The sequence below is a fragment of the Zhihengliuella flava genome (assembly GCF_015751895.1).
Lineage (GTDB): Bacteria > Actinomycetota > Actinomycetes > Actinomycetales > Micrococcaceae > Zhihengliuella > Zhihengliuella flava.
The window spans coordinates 1067642-1083301 of record NZ_JADOTZ010000001.1 but is presented as its reverse complement, the minus strand read 5'-3'; the positions used below and the strand labels follow the sequence as shown (position 1 = coordinate 1083301).

General features: G+C 67.1%; 11 protein-coding genes. 4 read left to right on the top strand and 7 right to left on the bottom strand.

Translation table 11 applies throughout. The features are described from left to right. Positions 1 to 13: 13 nt before the first annotated feature. Positions 14 to 928: an aminodeoxychorismate lyase gene (locus tag IW252_RS05005; RefSeq protein ID WP_196835558.1), complete on the bottom strand. Its 915-nt coding sequence runs from the start codon at positions 926 to 928 to the stop codon at positions 14 to 16. A 95-nt stretch (positions 929 to 1023) separates the two neighbouring features. Between IW252_RS05005 and cls the strand changes: the two genes are divergently transcribed. Continuing rightward, positions 1024 to 2496 carry a cardiolipin synthase gene (cls, locus tag IW252_RS05000; protein ID WP_331271446.1) on the top strand — a complete coding sequence of 491 codons (1473 nt, stop codon included), beginning with the start codon at positions 1024 to 1026 and terminating at the stop codon, positions 2494 to 2496. Between the two features lie 560 nt (positions 2497 to 3056). Next, positions 3057 to 4499 (top strand): pectate lyase family protein, encoded by a 1443-nt coding sequence (locus IW252_RS04995; protein ID WP_331271445.1) that lies wholly within the window; start codon positions 3057 to 3059, stop codon positions 4497 to 4499. A gap of 185 nt (positions 4500 to 4684) precedes the next feature. Here IW252_RS04995 and IW252_RS04990 read toward each other — a convergent pair whose 3' ends face one another. The 4 genes from IW252_RS04990 to IW252_RS04975 all read right to left on the bottom strand — a co-directional run bounded on the left by IW252_RS04990 (position 4685) and on the right by IW252_RS04975 (position 9790). Beyond that, positions 4685 to 6859, bottom strand: coding sequence for a chorismate-binding protein (locus IW252_RS04990; RefSeq protein WP_196835556.1), 2175 nt, complete (start codon positions 6857 to 6859; stop codon positions 4685 to 4687). A 2-nt stretch (positions 6860 to 6861) separates the two neighbouring features. Beyond that, positions 6862 to 7368 (bottom strand): low molecular weight protein-tyrosine-phosphatase, encoded by a 507-nt coding sequence (locus IW252_RS04985; protein ID WP_196835555.1) that lies wholly within the window; start codon positions 7366 to 7368, stop codon positions 6862 to 6864. A 49-nt stretch (positions 7369 to 7417) separates the two neighbouring features. After that, positions 7418 to 9064 carry a dihydroxyacetone kinase subunit DhaK gene (locus IW252_RS04980; protein ID WP_196835554.1) on the bottom strand — a complete coding sequence of 549 codons (1647 nt, stop codon included), beginning with the start codon at positions 9062 to 9064 and terminating at the stop codon, positions 7418 to 7420. Between the two features lie 102 nt (positions 9065 to 9166). Then, positions 9167 to 9790, bottom strand: a complete 624-nt coding sequence (locus IW252_RS04975) for a LysE family transporter (protein ID WP_196835553.1) — start codon at positions 9788 to 9790, stop codon at positions 9167 to 9169. 258 nt (positions 9791 to 10048) lie between these two features. Between IW252_RS04975 and IW252_RS04970 the strand changes: the two genes are divergently transcribed. After that, a complete protein-coding gene (locus IW252_RS04970) occupies positions 10049 to 11548 on the top strand; it encodes a DEAD/DEAH box helicase (protein ID WP_196835552.1) in 1500 nt (499 codons plus the stop codon). 113 nt (positions 11549 to 11661) lie between these two features. Here the strand turns inward: IW252_RS04970 and IW252_RS04965 are convergent, their stop codons facing one another. Next, complete coding sequence (locus IW252_RS04965) at positions 11662 to 12144, bottom strand: MarR family winged helix-turn-helix transcriptional regulator (protein WP_196835551.1); 483 nt, start codon at positions 12142 to 12144, stop codon at positions 11662 to 11664. A 122-nt stretch (positions 12145 to 12266) separates the two neighbouring features. Here IW252_RS04965 and IW252_RS04960 point away from each other — a divergent pair, with 122 nt between their 5' ends. Beyond that, positions 12267 to 14501, top strand: a complete 2235-nt coding sequence (locus IW252_RS04960) for an MMPL family transporter (RefSeq protein ID WP_196835550.1) — start codon at positions 12267 to 12269, stop codon at positions 14499 to 14501. 72 nt (positions 14502 to 14573) lie between these two features. On the opposite strand, the gene IW252_RS04955 is transcribed toward IW252_RS04960, so the two are convergent. After that, entirely contained in the window at positions 14574 to 15557 is a 984-nt protein-coding gene (locus tag IW252_RS04955) for a trypsin-like serine peptidase (RefSeq protein ID WP_196835549.1), read from the bottom strand. Between the last annotated feature and the right edge of the window lie 103 nt (positions 15558 to 15660).

The following is a 15660-nucleotide window of genomic DNA, read 5'->3' as shown; positions in this document are numbered from 1 at the left end:
CCGAACCCGGCGGTCAGCTGACGCGATTCACCATCGCCGTAAGCTCGGCCGTGAGCTCCGCGTCCGTGCCGATGGCCTCGCCGTCGAGCGAGTTCACCGGCGTCAGTAGGCGCACGCTGGAGACCAGCCACACCGCCGTGGCCGCGCGCAGATCGCTCGGCACGACCGGCCCGTAGCCGAGCTCCCAACCGGCCTCCTGTGCGGCGGCGAAGATCGCGCCCTGCGTCGTGCCGGGTAGGATGCCCGTCTCCAGGGTCGGGGTGATGAGGCGCTTGACCTCGTTGCCGTCCGCGTCCTGCATGCGCGTGGCCAGCAGGACGGTCGACGTCGGCCCCTCCAGTACGCGGCCGTCGGATGACGTGAAGATCACGTCATCCGCGCCCTGCGCGCGCGCGTAGCGCAGGGCCGCCATGTTCACCGCGTAGGAGAGCGTCTTGGCGCCCATCAGCAGCCACGGGGCGCGCTCGGCCACGGTGGAATCGTAGCCGCGGTCCAACAGCAGCACGTCAACGCCCGTCTCCCGCTGGCGCTGGCCCAGTGCGGGGGCGGGGGAGACGGTGACCCACGCCGTTCCGTGCGGCGAACCCGCCGCGGACGACTCCGGCCCCCGCGTGGCGATGAGCTTCACGACCGACTCGGCGGGCTCCTCGCCCGGGCGAGCGGCGGCGTCGTACTCCTCCACCGCCGTCTTGACGGCGGCGCGCCAGGCGTCCGCCGGGGGAATGGTCAAGTCCAGCGTCTCGGCAGAAACGGCCAATCGGGCGAGGTGCATTTCCAGCTTGCGTACTGAACCGCCCTTATAGAGGGCGGACTCGAACACTCCGTCGCCCCGCGTGAGCCCCTGATCGAGCACCGACAGCTGCGGCGAGAGCGGATCGGCCAGCCGGCCATCCGGGTGGGCAGGGTCGACGAACACCAAGACAGTCATGCCCTCCAGCCTACTCCGCCAGCGACCCATTAGGCTGGGCAGTACTAGAGAGCAATATTGGGTCAGAGAAAGGGCTAAACGCCGTGGTCAGCCTCGTGGAACGCTTCAGTCATCTGCCGCTGTGGTTGCTGGCTGCCGCGTGGGCGATCGACGTGGGCATCCGCATTGCCGTGATTGGCATTGTGCCGGGAAACCGGCGGCCGACGACGGCGATGGCCTGGCTGCTCATGATCTTTTTTGTGCCGGCCGTCGGGCTGGTGCTGTTCCTCTTGTTCGGGAACTTTCGCCTGTCCCAGCGGCGCATCCGCCGCCAAATGGACATCAACAAGCGCGTGTTGGACTACACGCAGCACCTCGATTCCGACGACGCACTGGAGGCGGTGCCGGATGATGTGGCCTCTGCCGCGACGCTCAACCGCCGGCTCGGTGCCTTCCCGCTGCACACGGGCAACAAGTTCGAGTTCATGACGGACTACGCGGGTTCACTCCGCGCCATGACCGCGGCGATCGACGAGGCGCAACAGTACGTCCATGTGCAGTTCTACATCATGGGCGACGACCCGGAACACGTGTCCCCGTTCCTCGAATCCCTGGAGCGCGCGGTGGCCCGCGGGGTGACCGTGCGCCTGCTCTTCGATCACTTGGGGACGCTGCGCGTCAAGGGCTATAAGCAGCTCGTCCAGCGCCTCGACGCCGCCGGCATCGAGTGGCGGGCCATGCTTCCCATCTCTCTGCGCGCGCGCAAATGGCGGCGGCCGGACCTGCGGAACCACCGCAAGATGGTGGTGATTGACGGAGAGGTGGCCTTCACCGGCAGCCAGAACCTCATCGAGCCAGGGTACAAGCGCCCCGATGCGCACCGGATCGGCCGCACCTGGGTGGATCTCATGGCCCGCGTCGAGGGGCCGATGGTGACGGGCCTCGACGTCGTGTTCGCCACGGATTGGTCCCAAGAGGCGGACAACGACGAACTGCTGGACGACGTGGTCTCCGGCGGGATCGCCCCGGATGCTGGCCATGTCTCCGCGCAGATTGTCCCCAGTGGTCCTGGCTTCCAGTCGGAGAACAATCTGCGCCTGTTCAACACGCTGATCTATGGCGCCATGAAGAAGCTCACCATCACCAGCCCGTACTTCGTCCCGGATGATTCCCTGCTCTACGCCATCACCACGGCCGCTCAGCGCGGCGTCGTCGTCGAGCTCTTCGTGTCCGAGGAGGCGGACCAGTTCCTGGTTCACCACGCCCAGCAGTCCTACTACACGCAACTGCTGGCTTCCGGGGTGCGGATCTTCCGCTACCGGGCGCCCTCCGTGCTCCACACCAAGTGCTTCACTGTGGACGATGACGTGGCGGTCTTCGGCTCCTCCAACATGGACATGCGGTCCTTCTCCCTCAACCGCGAGGTGTCCCTCATGTTGGTGGGTCGTGAGGCCGTTGAGGAACTGGATCGCGTGCAGGAGGAGTACCGGCGCAATTCCAGTGAGCTGACGATTCACGAATGGATGCATCGGCCGCCGTTGGCCCGGTGGGTGGACAACGCCTGCCGCTTGACGGCCACCGTGCAGTAACCTCGCGTTGCTCCGGCGCCCTGCGATCGTGCTGGGCGCCGACACGCTGACCATCACCGCTCCCTAACCTCGCGTCACTGCGCCTCCGGCTCACTGCGCCCAGTCGCTGAGCTTCCGGTGCAACTCCGCTCCGTCTGGCCAGTGTGCCCGTGGCAACTCTGTTCGCTTCGACCACTTCGCCCCGTTCTTGCCCCCTCGAGGGCGCTGCCTGCCGGACTTTCCGGAATGTGTGCTGCGAAGAACGGGGCAAAATGACAGGCGGGCTGGATTTCGCAGGCTTGAGCCTGCGCATCGGTGATGCCGATTGCGACTCAGGCCATGCTTTCGGGAACCCAGAGTTTCTGCCATGAAACTTTGCGGCACAGTAAGTCCTCCTCCAATCCTGTCCTGATTATATGGTTTGCCGCAGCGTGCCTGCAGTTGCCTAGATGATGGATATAAGGCTCGCCCGCGTAGGCTCCCAGCGCGGACCCTTGAGTGCGCATGTGATGTGGATAACAATGACTGGGATTGCGGTTTCCGGTAGGGGTGCCGCGTCCAAGACTGGGAAAGGAACCACCGTGTTGTCCTCTTCGGGAACGTTCACTGCACTCCTCGGCGCAGCAGCGACGCTGGCCGTCACCGCGGCGGGCCTCCCCGTGGGAGCATCGGCTGCTCCGGCGAACCCCGCAGAACGCGGCCACGTTTTTAGCGCATCCGATCAAGCGCCCGGGTGGGCGTCCGAGAACGGCGGCACCACTGGCGGAGCTGTGGCCACGCCGGAATCCACCTATGTGGTCACGAATCGTGCCGAGCTACTTGCTGCCCTCGACAATGCGGGTCAACGGCACGAGCCCAAGATGATCTACATTTCCGGCACGATCCACGGCAACGAGGCCGATGATGGGCGCCTGCTCGGTGAGCAGGAGTACGCGCCCGGCTATGACGTGGAGAAGTACTTGAGTTGCTTTGGAGCAGAGGGCTGGAGCGATCAACTGCATGAGTACTGCGGTGACCAGCGGCGGACCCGACAGAGCGGCAGTAATGCCATGAAGCGGCAGAGTGAGCTGTCGATTCCTAGCAACACCACCTTGGTGGGGCTTGGCGATGACGCGGGAATCGACCAGGCAACCGTCATGCTTCATCTGGCCCACAACGTCGTGATCCGCAATCTGACGCTCGAGGCTCCGGTCGATTACTTCTCGTCGTGGGACCCCTATGACGGGGAGGAAGGGTCGTGGAATGCGCGCTTTGACGCGGTGTCTTCCGTGACCTCTACCAACATCTGGTTGGATCACGTGACGTTGACGGATGGCGACTTTCTGGACCGAGACGCTCCGATGGGGCCCAATGGGAAACCGATGAATCGGCACGACGGCTTGTTCGACATGAAGGACGGATCCGACTACATCACCGTCAGCAATTCCCGCTTCGAGAATCATGACAAAACCATGCTCTTGGGCTCGGGGGACGACAACGCGGACACCGACGAGGGGCGACTCCGCATCAGCCTGATCGGAAACTTCTTTGATGGCATCAAGCAACGTGCTCCACGCGTCCGCTTCGGCCAGGTGCACGTGCTTAATAACTACTTCCTCGGCCACGTCAAAGATCCCCAGTCACCGGTGACGAGCGGTGCCGTCGGCGGCCACGACTACTTTATGGGGCTTGGCTACAAGTCTCAGGTGTACTCGGAAAGGAACTCCTTTGACTATCGAGGACCCGGCGCTGACGAGACCGTAGCCGTGCACGTCTGGAACGCTAATCACTTCCTCGACGAGGGGTCCTGGTTTAACCAGCGGCCGGTGGACCTGAACGCCCTGGCCTCCGAGCAGTTCGGCGCGCGAGTCGAGGAAGCTGCGGCCTCGGGCGAACCGCTGCCCGAATGGGCCGCCCAGGGATTCACGTCGGGCATCGAGTGGGACCCGCCCTACGAGTACGAGCCGCTGACGACGCCGTCCGAGGTGAAACGTCATGCTCGGACGTCGACGGGCGCTGGCACGCTGACCGTCACCGCTCCCTAGCCTCGCGTCACTGCGCCTCCGGCTCGTCTCACTCTGTCATTTCGCCCCGTTCTTGCCGCCTCGAGGTCACTTCCGACCCAACATTCCGGAAAGTGTGCTGCGAAGAACGGGGCGAAATGACAGGCGGGCGCAGGCCCGCGCCCGGGCGATAGCACCACCAGCCGATCGGCGGAGAAGACCGCGTGCTAGCTCGGGAAATCGGCCCCCAGCGCGCTGAGCACGCCGTACGCCTTGGTGCGGACTTCGTCCCATTCATCCTCCGGTACGGAATCGGCGGTCACCGCGCCGCCGACCCCGAGGGTGAGGGTGCAGCCCTCGGCGTCATACTCCATGACCAAGGAGCGGATGACCACCGAGGTATCGCAGGCGCCGGTGTCCGCAAAATAGCCGATCGCGCCGGAATAGATGCCGCGGGCGGACTCGTCTTCCAGCCGATCCAGAATGTGCATGGTTGAGATCTTCGGGGCGCCGGTCATGGACCCGGGCGGGAACGCGGCGGCGACGGCCTCGGCGCGGGAGGCCCCGGGCCGAAGCCGGGCGTCCACCGTGGAGACCATCTGATGCACGCTGGCGTAGGACTCGATGTGGCAGAGTCGCGGCACGTGCAGGGTGCGCGGGTCGGCGCTGCGGCCCAAGTCGTTGCGCATGAGATCCACGATCATCACGTTCTCCGCGCGATCCTTAGCGCTCATGGCGAGGTCCTGTTTGAGGCCGGCGTCCTCGGTCGGGTCCACAGCACGCCGGCGGGTTCCCTTGATGGGTTCGGCGCGCATCCACCCGTCGGCGCCGATCCGCAGGAACCGCTCGGGGCTGGTCCCGGCGACGGCCGTACTGCCCCAGCGTGTGAAGACCGCGAATGGCGCGGGGTTCCGGGCCCGCAGCCGCAAGTAGGCGAGCCATGGGTCCCACTCGCGTTGTCGCGAAGTCAGCGCGGTGGTCAGGCACACCTCGTAACTGTCCCCGTCGGTGATGGAGGTCTGTGCGGCGCGTACCTTCTCTAAGTAGTCGTCCCGCGTGTCCCGGCACGTGAACTCGGGAGGAGCATCGAGGGTGGGTGTGAGGGGCACGACGCCGGCGCTCACGGTGAGGGCCTCACGCGCCCTGGCGATCCATTCAGCGTCTGGGCCGGCGTCGCCGGCGACTCCGCTGAGGACCCACGCTCGGTGCTCGGCATGATCGATGATCACGGCCCGTTCCGCGCGAAAGAGGGCTGCATCCGGCGTGCGCGCGGTGCGGGTGACGCCGGAGGATTCTCGGCCCAGCTCGTACCCTAACCAGCCGACCCAGCCGCCGCGGAACGCGCAACCGGACGAGCCAAGGGAGGCAGCTCCACTGCCGCTCAGCTCCACCTCGTAGGTGCCCCACACGTGGTCCAGCCACCCGAAGAACGGGCCGGGCACACGCGCGAGCGCACAGCCGATCTCCACCTCGGTGCGGGCCCCGGCTTCCGTGAGGCGATGGGACGCCATCCTGCGTCGAGCGGGCTCGCCGGCATCGGTGAGGATGCTAAAGCGATTGCGCTCACTGGCGTCCTCGGCCTCCGGGTTCGTGGACTCGAGAAGGAGACAGTGCTCGGCGGCGTCGTCCTCCGCCTCGACGTGCCCGCTCACGCCCGGGTAGAGCCGCCCGAAAACCTCTGCCGCGGCCACGGCACCCGCCGGCGCGCGCAGATCCGGCTCCAAGCCGCCGTCGTGCAACTGCCCCGGCCCCAGCTCGAAGAGCTCCACGTGCAGGCGCCGGGCGCTCTGCTCGGCGATCTCTCGCCCGAGGGCGTCTCGAAGCCGTGGGACGTGCAGTAGCGCGGTGAGCGCGTCCGCGGCAGCGCGGTCATCCCCCGTCTGGTGCACCACGACGTCGGCGGCTTCGGCCGGGTGCACCGGCTCCGCGGCGAGCCACGCGTCCTCCTGTCCCGCCCAGGTGTCCCAGTGCGGACGGTAGGTTTCACCGTCGCGGGCGATGGCCCGCTGGTGCCGCACGCGGTCGTCTTCCTCGACCCACACCACCGCGTCGAGGTGTGGCAGTGCGGCGGCGGACGCCACGCCAACGCCCTCGACGACGATGACCTCGGCCGGTTCCGTGCGGGTGGCCGCCCCTGGTGCGTCGCCAGCCCAGTCCCACGGTCGCCACACTGCTGGACGGCCAGCGGCGAGTTGGGGCAGGACCTGGGCGGCGTACTCGCTGATACCGGCCGCGAGGCCCTCCCAACCGGGGTAGAGGTCCTCGAGGTGAAACAGCGTGACGGTGCGGTGGCGGCGCAGGCGTGTGGTGAGTTCAAGCGCGAGGGTCGACTTACCGGCACCGGACCGCCCGTCCACCGCAATGATGGTGGGGCGGGAGGCGACGTGGTTGGTGGCGTCCACGGTTAGGCGCGGGCCCCGGGCCCCGAGGCGACGGCGTCGCGAACGTACTCAACCAGGCCCGGCAGCGCGGCCGCGATGAGGTCGTACGTCGCCTCAAAGTCGGCAGCGTCGCCGTACCACGGATCGTAGATCCCCTGGTCGGCAGGTCCGCGGTCAGCCACCTGCGGGTCGAAGGAGCGGAGCATCCGCACCTTGGCCTCCGCTTCAGGCGTCGGCGCGCCGCGGCGCAGGTGGGTGTAATGATCCGTGTCGAGAGCCAAAATCAGGTCGGCGTCGTAGTCCGCCGGGGTGAACTGGCGGGCCACGTGGCCGGCAGCATCGATGCCGTCGGCGTCCAAGCGGGCGCCGGCACGGTCGTCGATCGTGTTGCCCACTTCCCATGCCGTCACGGCGCTAGATTCCACGTCCACGCCGTCGATTCCCGCGTCCTCTAGGGCTACGCGGAGGAGGTATTCGGCCATGGGGGAGCGGCAGATATTGCCCGTGCAGACGGCGTTGATCCGGAACATACGGACCAGTCTAGGAAACGCCGGGCCGGTGCCGGTAGCCTGCCCGGTCTCAGCCCACCTCGGCGGCCGCGCGGAAGAGCAGGGAGACACCGACGGCACCAGCATCCGGGGCGCCTTCTCCTCGTCCCGAGACATAGCTGGCCCGGCCGCGCTTGGCCTGCAGCGAGGCGGTGGCCGCAGCAGCTTCTGCGGCGGCGTGCGCCCCAGCCTCGAAGCCGTTCGAGGGGGCCTGTGCGGTGGGGACCAATACGTCAACGATCGTCCGGTCGCCGGGCTCGGCGCCGCCCACGCGCTGAATGGCATCGCATCCCTCGGCGGTGCCGCGTGCCCACGCGTCAGCCGTGCCACCGTCGTCGGTCACGGCAGCGTTGATCCGGGCGAACAACAGCCCGAGAAGAGGGCCGCTGGTCCCGCCCACGCCGTCGAGAAATGCCGATTCAGCGGCAGCGAGTCCCGTTTTATGCTCTTCCATGAGCTGCAGCGCTTCGTGGAGACCACCGCGGAGGTTGTCGCCAAAGTCGCCATCGCCAGCCAACTGATCCAGCCGAGTCAATTCCTCGTAGTGTTCCTCGATCAAGGCGGCAAACCGGCGCACGACGGCGTCGCCTGGCCCGCCCGGGGCCCGGGACGCATCGTGGGGCTGCCGTGCACTGGAGACCGCTTCGGCGGCGGTGACGCGTTGGGTTGTGTCCAACACGGACGGGAAGCCGGCGGAAGTGGTGGGAAACGCTGGGGTCGCCGATGGGGCGTTCCAGTAATCGATCCACCCCGGCCGCAGACGTGTGAGGGTGAGGGAAAACCCGGACATATCCAGTGCCGCCACGTAGGACCCCACCAGCCTCGCACTGACCCGCTGGCCGGCCGCCGTCAGGTGCTCCTCGACGGCGGCGTACACGTTAAGCAGCTCTAGCTGAGTCGTGGCGCCGAGCCCATTGACGAAGACCAGCAGGTCTTCAGTGCCCGGCAGGTCCCCAAGTAATGAATCCACCATCGTGCCGATGAGCTCCTCGAAGTCCGGGCGTGCGATGGACCGAGCGGCGCGCTCGCCGTGAATACCGACGCCGTATTCGAGCTGTCCCGGTTCAAGAGTGAACGCGTCCTCGCCGGTGTGGAGGTCCGTGTGGGCGCGGGAGGCGACCGCCACGCTGCGTGAGGAGGCGACGACGTCGGCGCCGAGCTCCGCCAATTCACTGGCGCTGAAGCCCTCATCCGCCGCGGCTCCGAGGATTTTTTCCACGACCACAGTGGCGCCTGTTCCGCGCCGCCCCGTGGCGGTATCCTCGCTGCCGGTGGCGACGTCGTCGTCAATGAGGACACGGGCCACGTCGATGCCGTCAGCCGCAAGGCGTTCTGCGGCGATGGCGAAGTTGATGACGTCACCCGTGTAGTTCTTCACGAGGTGAACGACGCCGCCGGGCCCAGCCACGGCGCGGGAAGCCGCATAGATTTGAGTGTTGTGCGGGGAAGCAAACACGGCACCTGGAACCGCTGCGTCCAGCATGCCAAGGCCCACGAAGCCGGCATGCAGCGGTTCGTGTCCAGACCCTCCGCCCGACACCAGCCCTACTCTCCGTCCGCTCGCGTACTGCCGTGACGTGAGGTACAGCGGGTCATGGTGGAGCGCCACCACGTCCGGGTGCGCGGCGGCCAATCCACGCAGGGCGGTCTTCACGGGCGACGAGGTCAGAAACGGCATGCTCACGGTGGTCCCCAGTTCGACGAACGGCAGTGGTCACGCACAGGCTATCCGCCGCCGAGGCGTCCGTGAAGGGCGCAGTGCGCGCCAGGCCGTGCCCCCCTAGTGACTCACCGCGAGGAGGACCGCCACGAAGATGAACAGGGTGCCGAACGTGAGGTTCATGATGCGCTGGCCCCGCGCGCCGCGGGTGAAGCGGCGAACGGACTTGGCGGCGGCGGCGAAGAAAAACCACATGACGAGCACATCGACGGCCACCACGGTCCCGATGTAGAGCGCGTACTGCGGCAGCAGTGGCGCATCCGGCCGAATGAACTGCGGGGTGAAGGCGAGGAAGAAGATGATCGCCTTGGGATTGAGGAGATTGACCCAGAGCCCGCGCCGAAACATCGAGGCTGCTGGCTCGCCTGCGCGCTGATCCACGGGCGCGGTGTCGGCGTCCGGCTTGGCGATCAGCAGCCGCACGCCGAGATAGATCAGGTACGCGGCGCCCGCGTACCTGATGATGTTGAACAACACGGGGGAGTTGGCCACCAAGAGCCCGACGCCGGCGGCCACGACGATCACGTGCAGCAGGAGGGCGGCCTGCTGACCTAGGATCCCCCAAAACGCGCGCCGGAACCCGGCGTGGATCGCGTTGCTCATCGTGTTGATGGCACCGGCGCCCGGCGTAAAGCTGATGAGAACACAGGCGCCCAGCAGGGACAACCACACGGAAAACGTCACGCGGCACATCGTAGGCAGAGAAGCCGCGGAGTTTTGAATCCGGCTTTCACTGGTATACTGGTGCTTCTGTGGCTGGTCCTCACCCCGATGGCGGTGGGGCCGCGCCGGAGGCCGCCGATCGGCCCGCGCGAACAGCCATGCGTCGATAATTCTGCTTTCCTGGCTCCGCGCTGACACTCTCACGGCGCGCACCGGCGACTTCAGTGTTCTTCGGCGATCCGCCGCGGGGCACGCGCCTCGCTGACCGAAAGCACGTGCATGACTACTTTTTCCTCGCTCGGTGTGCCCGAGTTCTTGACCCGTGTCCTCTCCGCACAGGGGATGACTCAAGCGTTTCCGATTCAGGAAGCCACCCTGCCGTCCACGCTCAGCGGGCGAGACGTCCTCGGCCGCGGGCAGACCGGCTCCGGCAAGACCCTCGCCTTCTCCCTCCCGCTCGTGGCCCGGCTGGTCGCGGACCCGCGCCCCCGCAAGGCGCGTTTCCCCCGAGCGCTCATTATGGCGCCGACCCGTGAGCTGGCCACCCAAATTTCCCGGACGGTCATCCCACTGGCCGACGCCGCGGGCCTGCGCACCTCCGTGGTCTTCGGCGGCGTCTCGCAAAAGCGTCAGGAGCAGGAGCTCAACGCGGGCGTCGACATCCTGATCGCCTGCCCGGGGCGCCTTGATGACCTGATGGGGCAGAAAATCGTGGACCTCTCCCGCGTCGAGATCTCCATCTTGGACGAGGCCGACCACATGGCGGACATGGGCTTCCTTCCGGTGGTGCGCCGCATCCTGGACCGCGTCCCTTCCGGCATCCAGCACATGCTGTTTTCCGCCACGCTGGACAACGGCGTGGACAAGTTGGTGACCCGCTACCTCGCGGATCCCATCACGCATTCGGTGGACGCGCCGCAGGCCGCCGTCAACACCATGGAGCACCGCGTGTTCCTCGTGGATCCGGAGGACAAGAAGGAACTGGTCCGCGAGTTGGCCGCCGGTACCGGCCGGCGCATCATGTTCATGCGGACCAAGCATCACGCGAAGAAGATGGCCCTGTGGCTCTCTAAGGCCGGGGTGCCCGCCGTGGACCTGCACGGGAACTTGAGTCAGAACGCTCGCGACCGCAATCTCGCCGCGTTCTCCGACGGCTCCGCTAAGGTCCTCGTGGCCACCGACGTCGCCGCCCGTGGCGTTCACGTCGACGGTGTCGAGCTCGTGGTCCACATTGACCCGCCTGCGGAGCACAAGGCGTACTTGCACCGTTCGGGGCGTACGGCACGCGCCGGTTCCGATGGGGTGGTCGTCACGGTCGCCACCACGGAGCAGCGCCGCGATGTCACGCAGCTGCTCAAGGCGGCGGGAATCAAGGTTCCGTTTGAGCCGGTCACGCCCACGTCCGACGTCGTTGCCGAGGTCCGCGGCCCACAGGCCGCCCCTGTGCCGTACGTGGCGCCCGTGCGTCAGCAGCCTTCCCAGCCGAAGAAGGCTCGGCCCTCGCAGGGCCGTGGGGCTCAAGCTGGCGGTCCATCATCGGGCGAACAGTCCACTAGTCGATCCCGCAGCCGCCGCGGAGGTCGCGGTCGCGGTTCCGCCGTGCAGTCTACCGATCGCGAAGTACGCCAGTCGGGCCAGCGCACCGCAGATGCGGCCGCCAGCCAGTCCCGAGCCGAGGGGCGCGGATCCGCTCGAGGAGGCGAGGGCGGGCGCCCCCGCGCCGGTGCGGGCCGGGCCAGCGGTGCCGGACGCCGTCGTTCCCGGAACCGGAGCCGCTAAGCCACCCTTCGCGCATTGAGCGCGACGTACGCGGGCCGTCTGAGGTGCAGTGTTTACAGCACCTCAGGCGGCCCGTGGTGCGTTAACCGAGTGTGGCGGTGCCGGCGGGCCACTTACGGGGCCGGGGGTGTGGCCTGCTCGACGGTGCGGAGGGCCTCGGCCAAAAAGGCGTTGATGAGCTCGAGCTCGGCGGGGGTGTAGTGCGAGGCGGTTTCCCCGAGCGCCTGAGCCAAGGGGCGGAAGAGGCGGGAGCCCGTCGTGCGCGCCGAGTCCGTGGCGAGTAGCGTCACGCGCCGCCGGTCCCGGGCGTCCCGGCCACGCTCGACATGGCCGTGCTTGGCCAGCCGGTCGATGAGTGCGGTGGTGGCTGGCGGAGAGAGGTGCAGGCTGCGGCCCAGCTCCGAGGCCGTGAGCGGGGCCTGAGCGTCTTGATGGAGCAGGATTTCCTGCAACGCGTGCAGATCGGTCTTGTGTAGTGCGTCGGCGCGGGCGACCGCGTCCGCATAGCGGTCCGAGGCCAGGGTGAGGCCCTGCAGGTGGCCCACCATCTCGAACGCAAGGGCCGCGCGTGGGTCCGGCCGCTGTTCTGGGTTCACTGAATGCTCCTCACCGGGCTGAGCGCACGCGCGTCAGCCCTGCCATCACGCCATTCTCCCGCTGCGGCGCGATAAGTGATATTTTACTTCCATCATAGAACTACTAACTTTAGGAGTGGCTGATGTCTCGGCAGGGTGGAACCGATACTCGGCAGTCATCTCGTCCGCGGTCTGCTGGGCGCGGCGGCGCCGTGCTGCGGGCCGCCGGTGCGGTGGCTGCCATCGCGTTGTGGCTCGCGGTCATGGCCGTCGGCGGGCCGACCTTTGGTCAGATCGGTAGCGTCCAGACCACGGACCGCACCACGTTCCTTCCGGAATCGGCGGAGGCCACGCGCGCTGTCGAATGGCAGGAAAAGTTCGCCGAATCAGACGCGGTGCCAGCCATTGTGGTGCTGGAGTCGTCGGAGGAATTGGCCCCGCCGATGGCCGAGGAGCTGATGGCTGAGCTTGACGCTGCGAGCGTCGACGGGCGGGCGCTCGCCGACACGGCGGTGATCGGCCCGCTCCCCGCGGACGATGCGCTGGCCTTGCAGCTCGTGGTCCCCCTCTCCGCCGAGCTCGATGTGGAAGTTGGAGTCGAAGAGGTCCGGGATCTCGCCGCCGCCGCCGTCGAGCGCGGCGATTTTGGAGAAGGGGCGCAGGCCTACGTGACCGGCCCCGCCGGCTTCTCGGCGGACCTCGTCGAGGCCTTCGGCGGAATCGACGGCGTGCTCCTGATCGTCGCTTTGATCGCCGTGCTGGTGATCCTGCTCGTGGTCTATCGGTCCGTGTTGTTGCCGTTCTCCGTGCTGATCACCGCGATGGCGGCTCTGTGCGCGGCGATCGTGGTGGTGTACCAGTTGGCCGCGGCAGAGCTCATTCGCATCGATGGACAGAGTCAAGGCATCCTGTCCATTCTCGTGATCGGTGCAGCGACCGACTACTGCCTGCTGATCGTGGCCCGCTTCCGCGAGGCACTCATGGAGGGGCATTCGCGCTGGACAGCCGTGCGCCGTGCCTGGGTGCGTTCGCTCGAGCCGATCGCCGCGTCCTCCGGCACGGTCGTGGTCGGCCTCTTGTGTCTCATGTTCTCCGATCTGAACTCCAACAAGGCGCTGGGGCCCATCGCCGCCAGCGGCATTGTCTTCTCCGTCCTCGCCGCGCTGACGCTGCTGCCCGCGCTGCTCGGGCTGCTTGGGCGGGCCGCTTTCTGGCCCGTCATGCCCAAGCCAACCAGCGAGGCCGCCCATGTCGCCAAGCGCAGCGAACATCGCGGATGGTTCGCCGTGGCGCGCTGGGTCCGACGTCGGCATCGGCCCGTGTGGATTCTCACCACACTGGTGCTGGCGGCGGGCTGCCTCGGCGTGACGCAGTTGCAGGCCTCGGGCGTCCCGGAGTCCTCCTTGGTCCTGGGGTCGTCGGATGCCCGTGAGGGACAGGAGGCGATTGGACGCCACTTCGATGCGGGCTCCGGCTCGCCGACTCTGGTCTACGCCGACGAGGCGGTGGCCGATGAAGCGCTGGAAACGGTCCAGGGGACCGACGGCGTCGCTTCGGCCTACCTCACGGCTGAGGGCGGCGGCCCCGTCCGTCCGGGCGTGGACGCCCGCGCCGTGGAAGGGCGCGTTCAAATCGAAGTCACCTTGGCGGATCCGGCGGACTCCGCAGCCGCCGAAGACACGGTGGTTCAGCTGCGGGACAACGTTCACGCCCTCGATGACGAGTCCTTGGTCGGCGGCCCGACCGCGACCGCGTTGGACAAGGAGACGACAGCCCAGCAGGACAACCTCAAGATCATTCCGCTGGTTTTTGGCGCCATCCTGCTGATCCTGATGCTTCTCCTGCGCTCCATCGTCGCACCGGTGGTCTTGATCCTGACCACGGTCCTCTCCTATGGCACGGCGATGGGCGTCTCCGCCCTCGTCTTCAACGGCCTGTACGAGTTCCCCGGCGCGGATCCCACGGTTCCGCTGTTTGGGTTCGTCTTCCTCGTGGCCTTGGGCGTGGACTACAACATCTTCCTGATGAGCCGGGCCCGGGAAGAGGTCCGCGAGCGGGGCGTTCACGACGGTATGACGCACGCCCTCGCCGTCACGGGCGGAGTGATCACCTCGGCGGGCGTGGTGCTTGCGGCCACGTTCGCTGCCCTGTCTGTCGTGCCGATCATGTTCATGGTGCAACTGGGCTTCATCGTGGCCTTTGGTGTCCTCTTGGACACGCTGGTGGTCCGGACGCTCTTGGTGCCCGCGCTCAGCCACGAGTTGGGCCGTTGGCTCTGGTGGCCGTCCAAGCTGTTCCGCCGCCCCGGCGGGCTGCGGGCGGAATCGCCGGATGCAGATTCGGAAGCTGATGCTGAACGGTCTGCAGCGCTGAAATAGGCGGCGTACCGGCACGGGCACACGCAGGCGGCCGGCGGGAGGTTCCCGCCGGCCGCCTGTTTGTGCTTGCGCTTAGTTCGCAGCGGTGTTGTACGTGTTGTAGATCGTCGAGCCCCAGTACGGGCCGAACATGTAGTCCACGCGGTCATAGCCGTAGGAGTTCACGGAATTCTGGTAGGAATCATGGCCTGAACCGATGAACCACGGGCCTCCGGAGGAACCGCCGGTCATGTCGCAGTCAATTCCCTGTGAGCTGAACTGCGGGTTGTACGGGTCATTCTCTGAATCCGCATCGAGGCAGGAGAACAGGTCCGAACCGTCAAAGGGCCGCGCGGCCGGGTAGCCGTAGGCCTGGTAGCCCAGCCCGCGATCGGCGTTGAATTGCACGCCGGTGGCGCCAACGGTGTCAGCCAGCGTCGCGCCGTTCTTCGTTTCGACCACGGCGAAGCCCGTGTCGTACGTCATGTCTCCGTTATTGACCCACGCGGCTGGAGCGTGCAGCTCCGTGGCAGCCCACTGGCCGTAGGGGGCCGCGCCGTCGTCGTACGCCGGAACGAACACAAAGTTGGTGGCGAAGGCGCCGGGGCCCTCGTTGAGGCAATGGCCGGCAGTGGAGACCGTACTGCCATTGCCGGAGGTCACCGAGTTACCGGAGCAGACGTAGTTGCTGCCGCCGAGGGTGAAAAACACCTTGCCGATGTGCTCCACTGGCACCTCTTCGGTGGCGATGGTCTGCTGGCCGCCTCCGGAGGAACCCTTGCCCTTCTTCTTCAGGCCCATGCTCTCGATCTTCTGCAGCGAACCACGGGCGACGTCGGAGGCGCTGGAGGCGACGCCGCGCTCGAGGGCCCGATCCGCGAGCACATCGCCCGGGGTGGCATTGCGCATTTTCTCGGCCGTCCAGTAACCGCCGGCCTGTTCGTTCTGTTGAACGACGTGGCTCTTGACGGCCTGGCCAGGGGCATTTTCTGGTGCGGCGGACGACGGCGCGGCTGCGCCGGCGAGGGCGAGTAGGGCTGCGGCGGCCAGTGCGGCGCCGGAGGTGTACTTCCTCATTGAAGAACCTTTCCTCGGTGGAGGTGGGGCAGTCGGCGGCCGTTCCGCCGACGTAGAAGCGAACCTAATGTGACGCAGATCATTCGTAAAGGGGTTCTTGAAC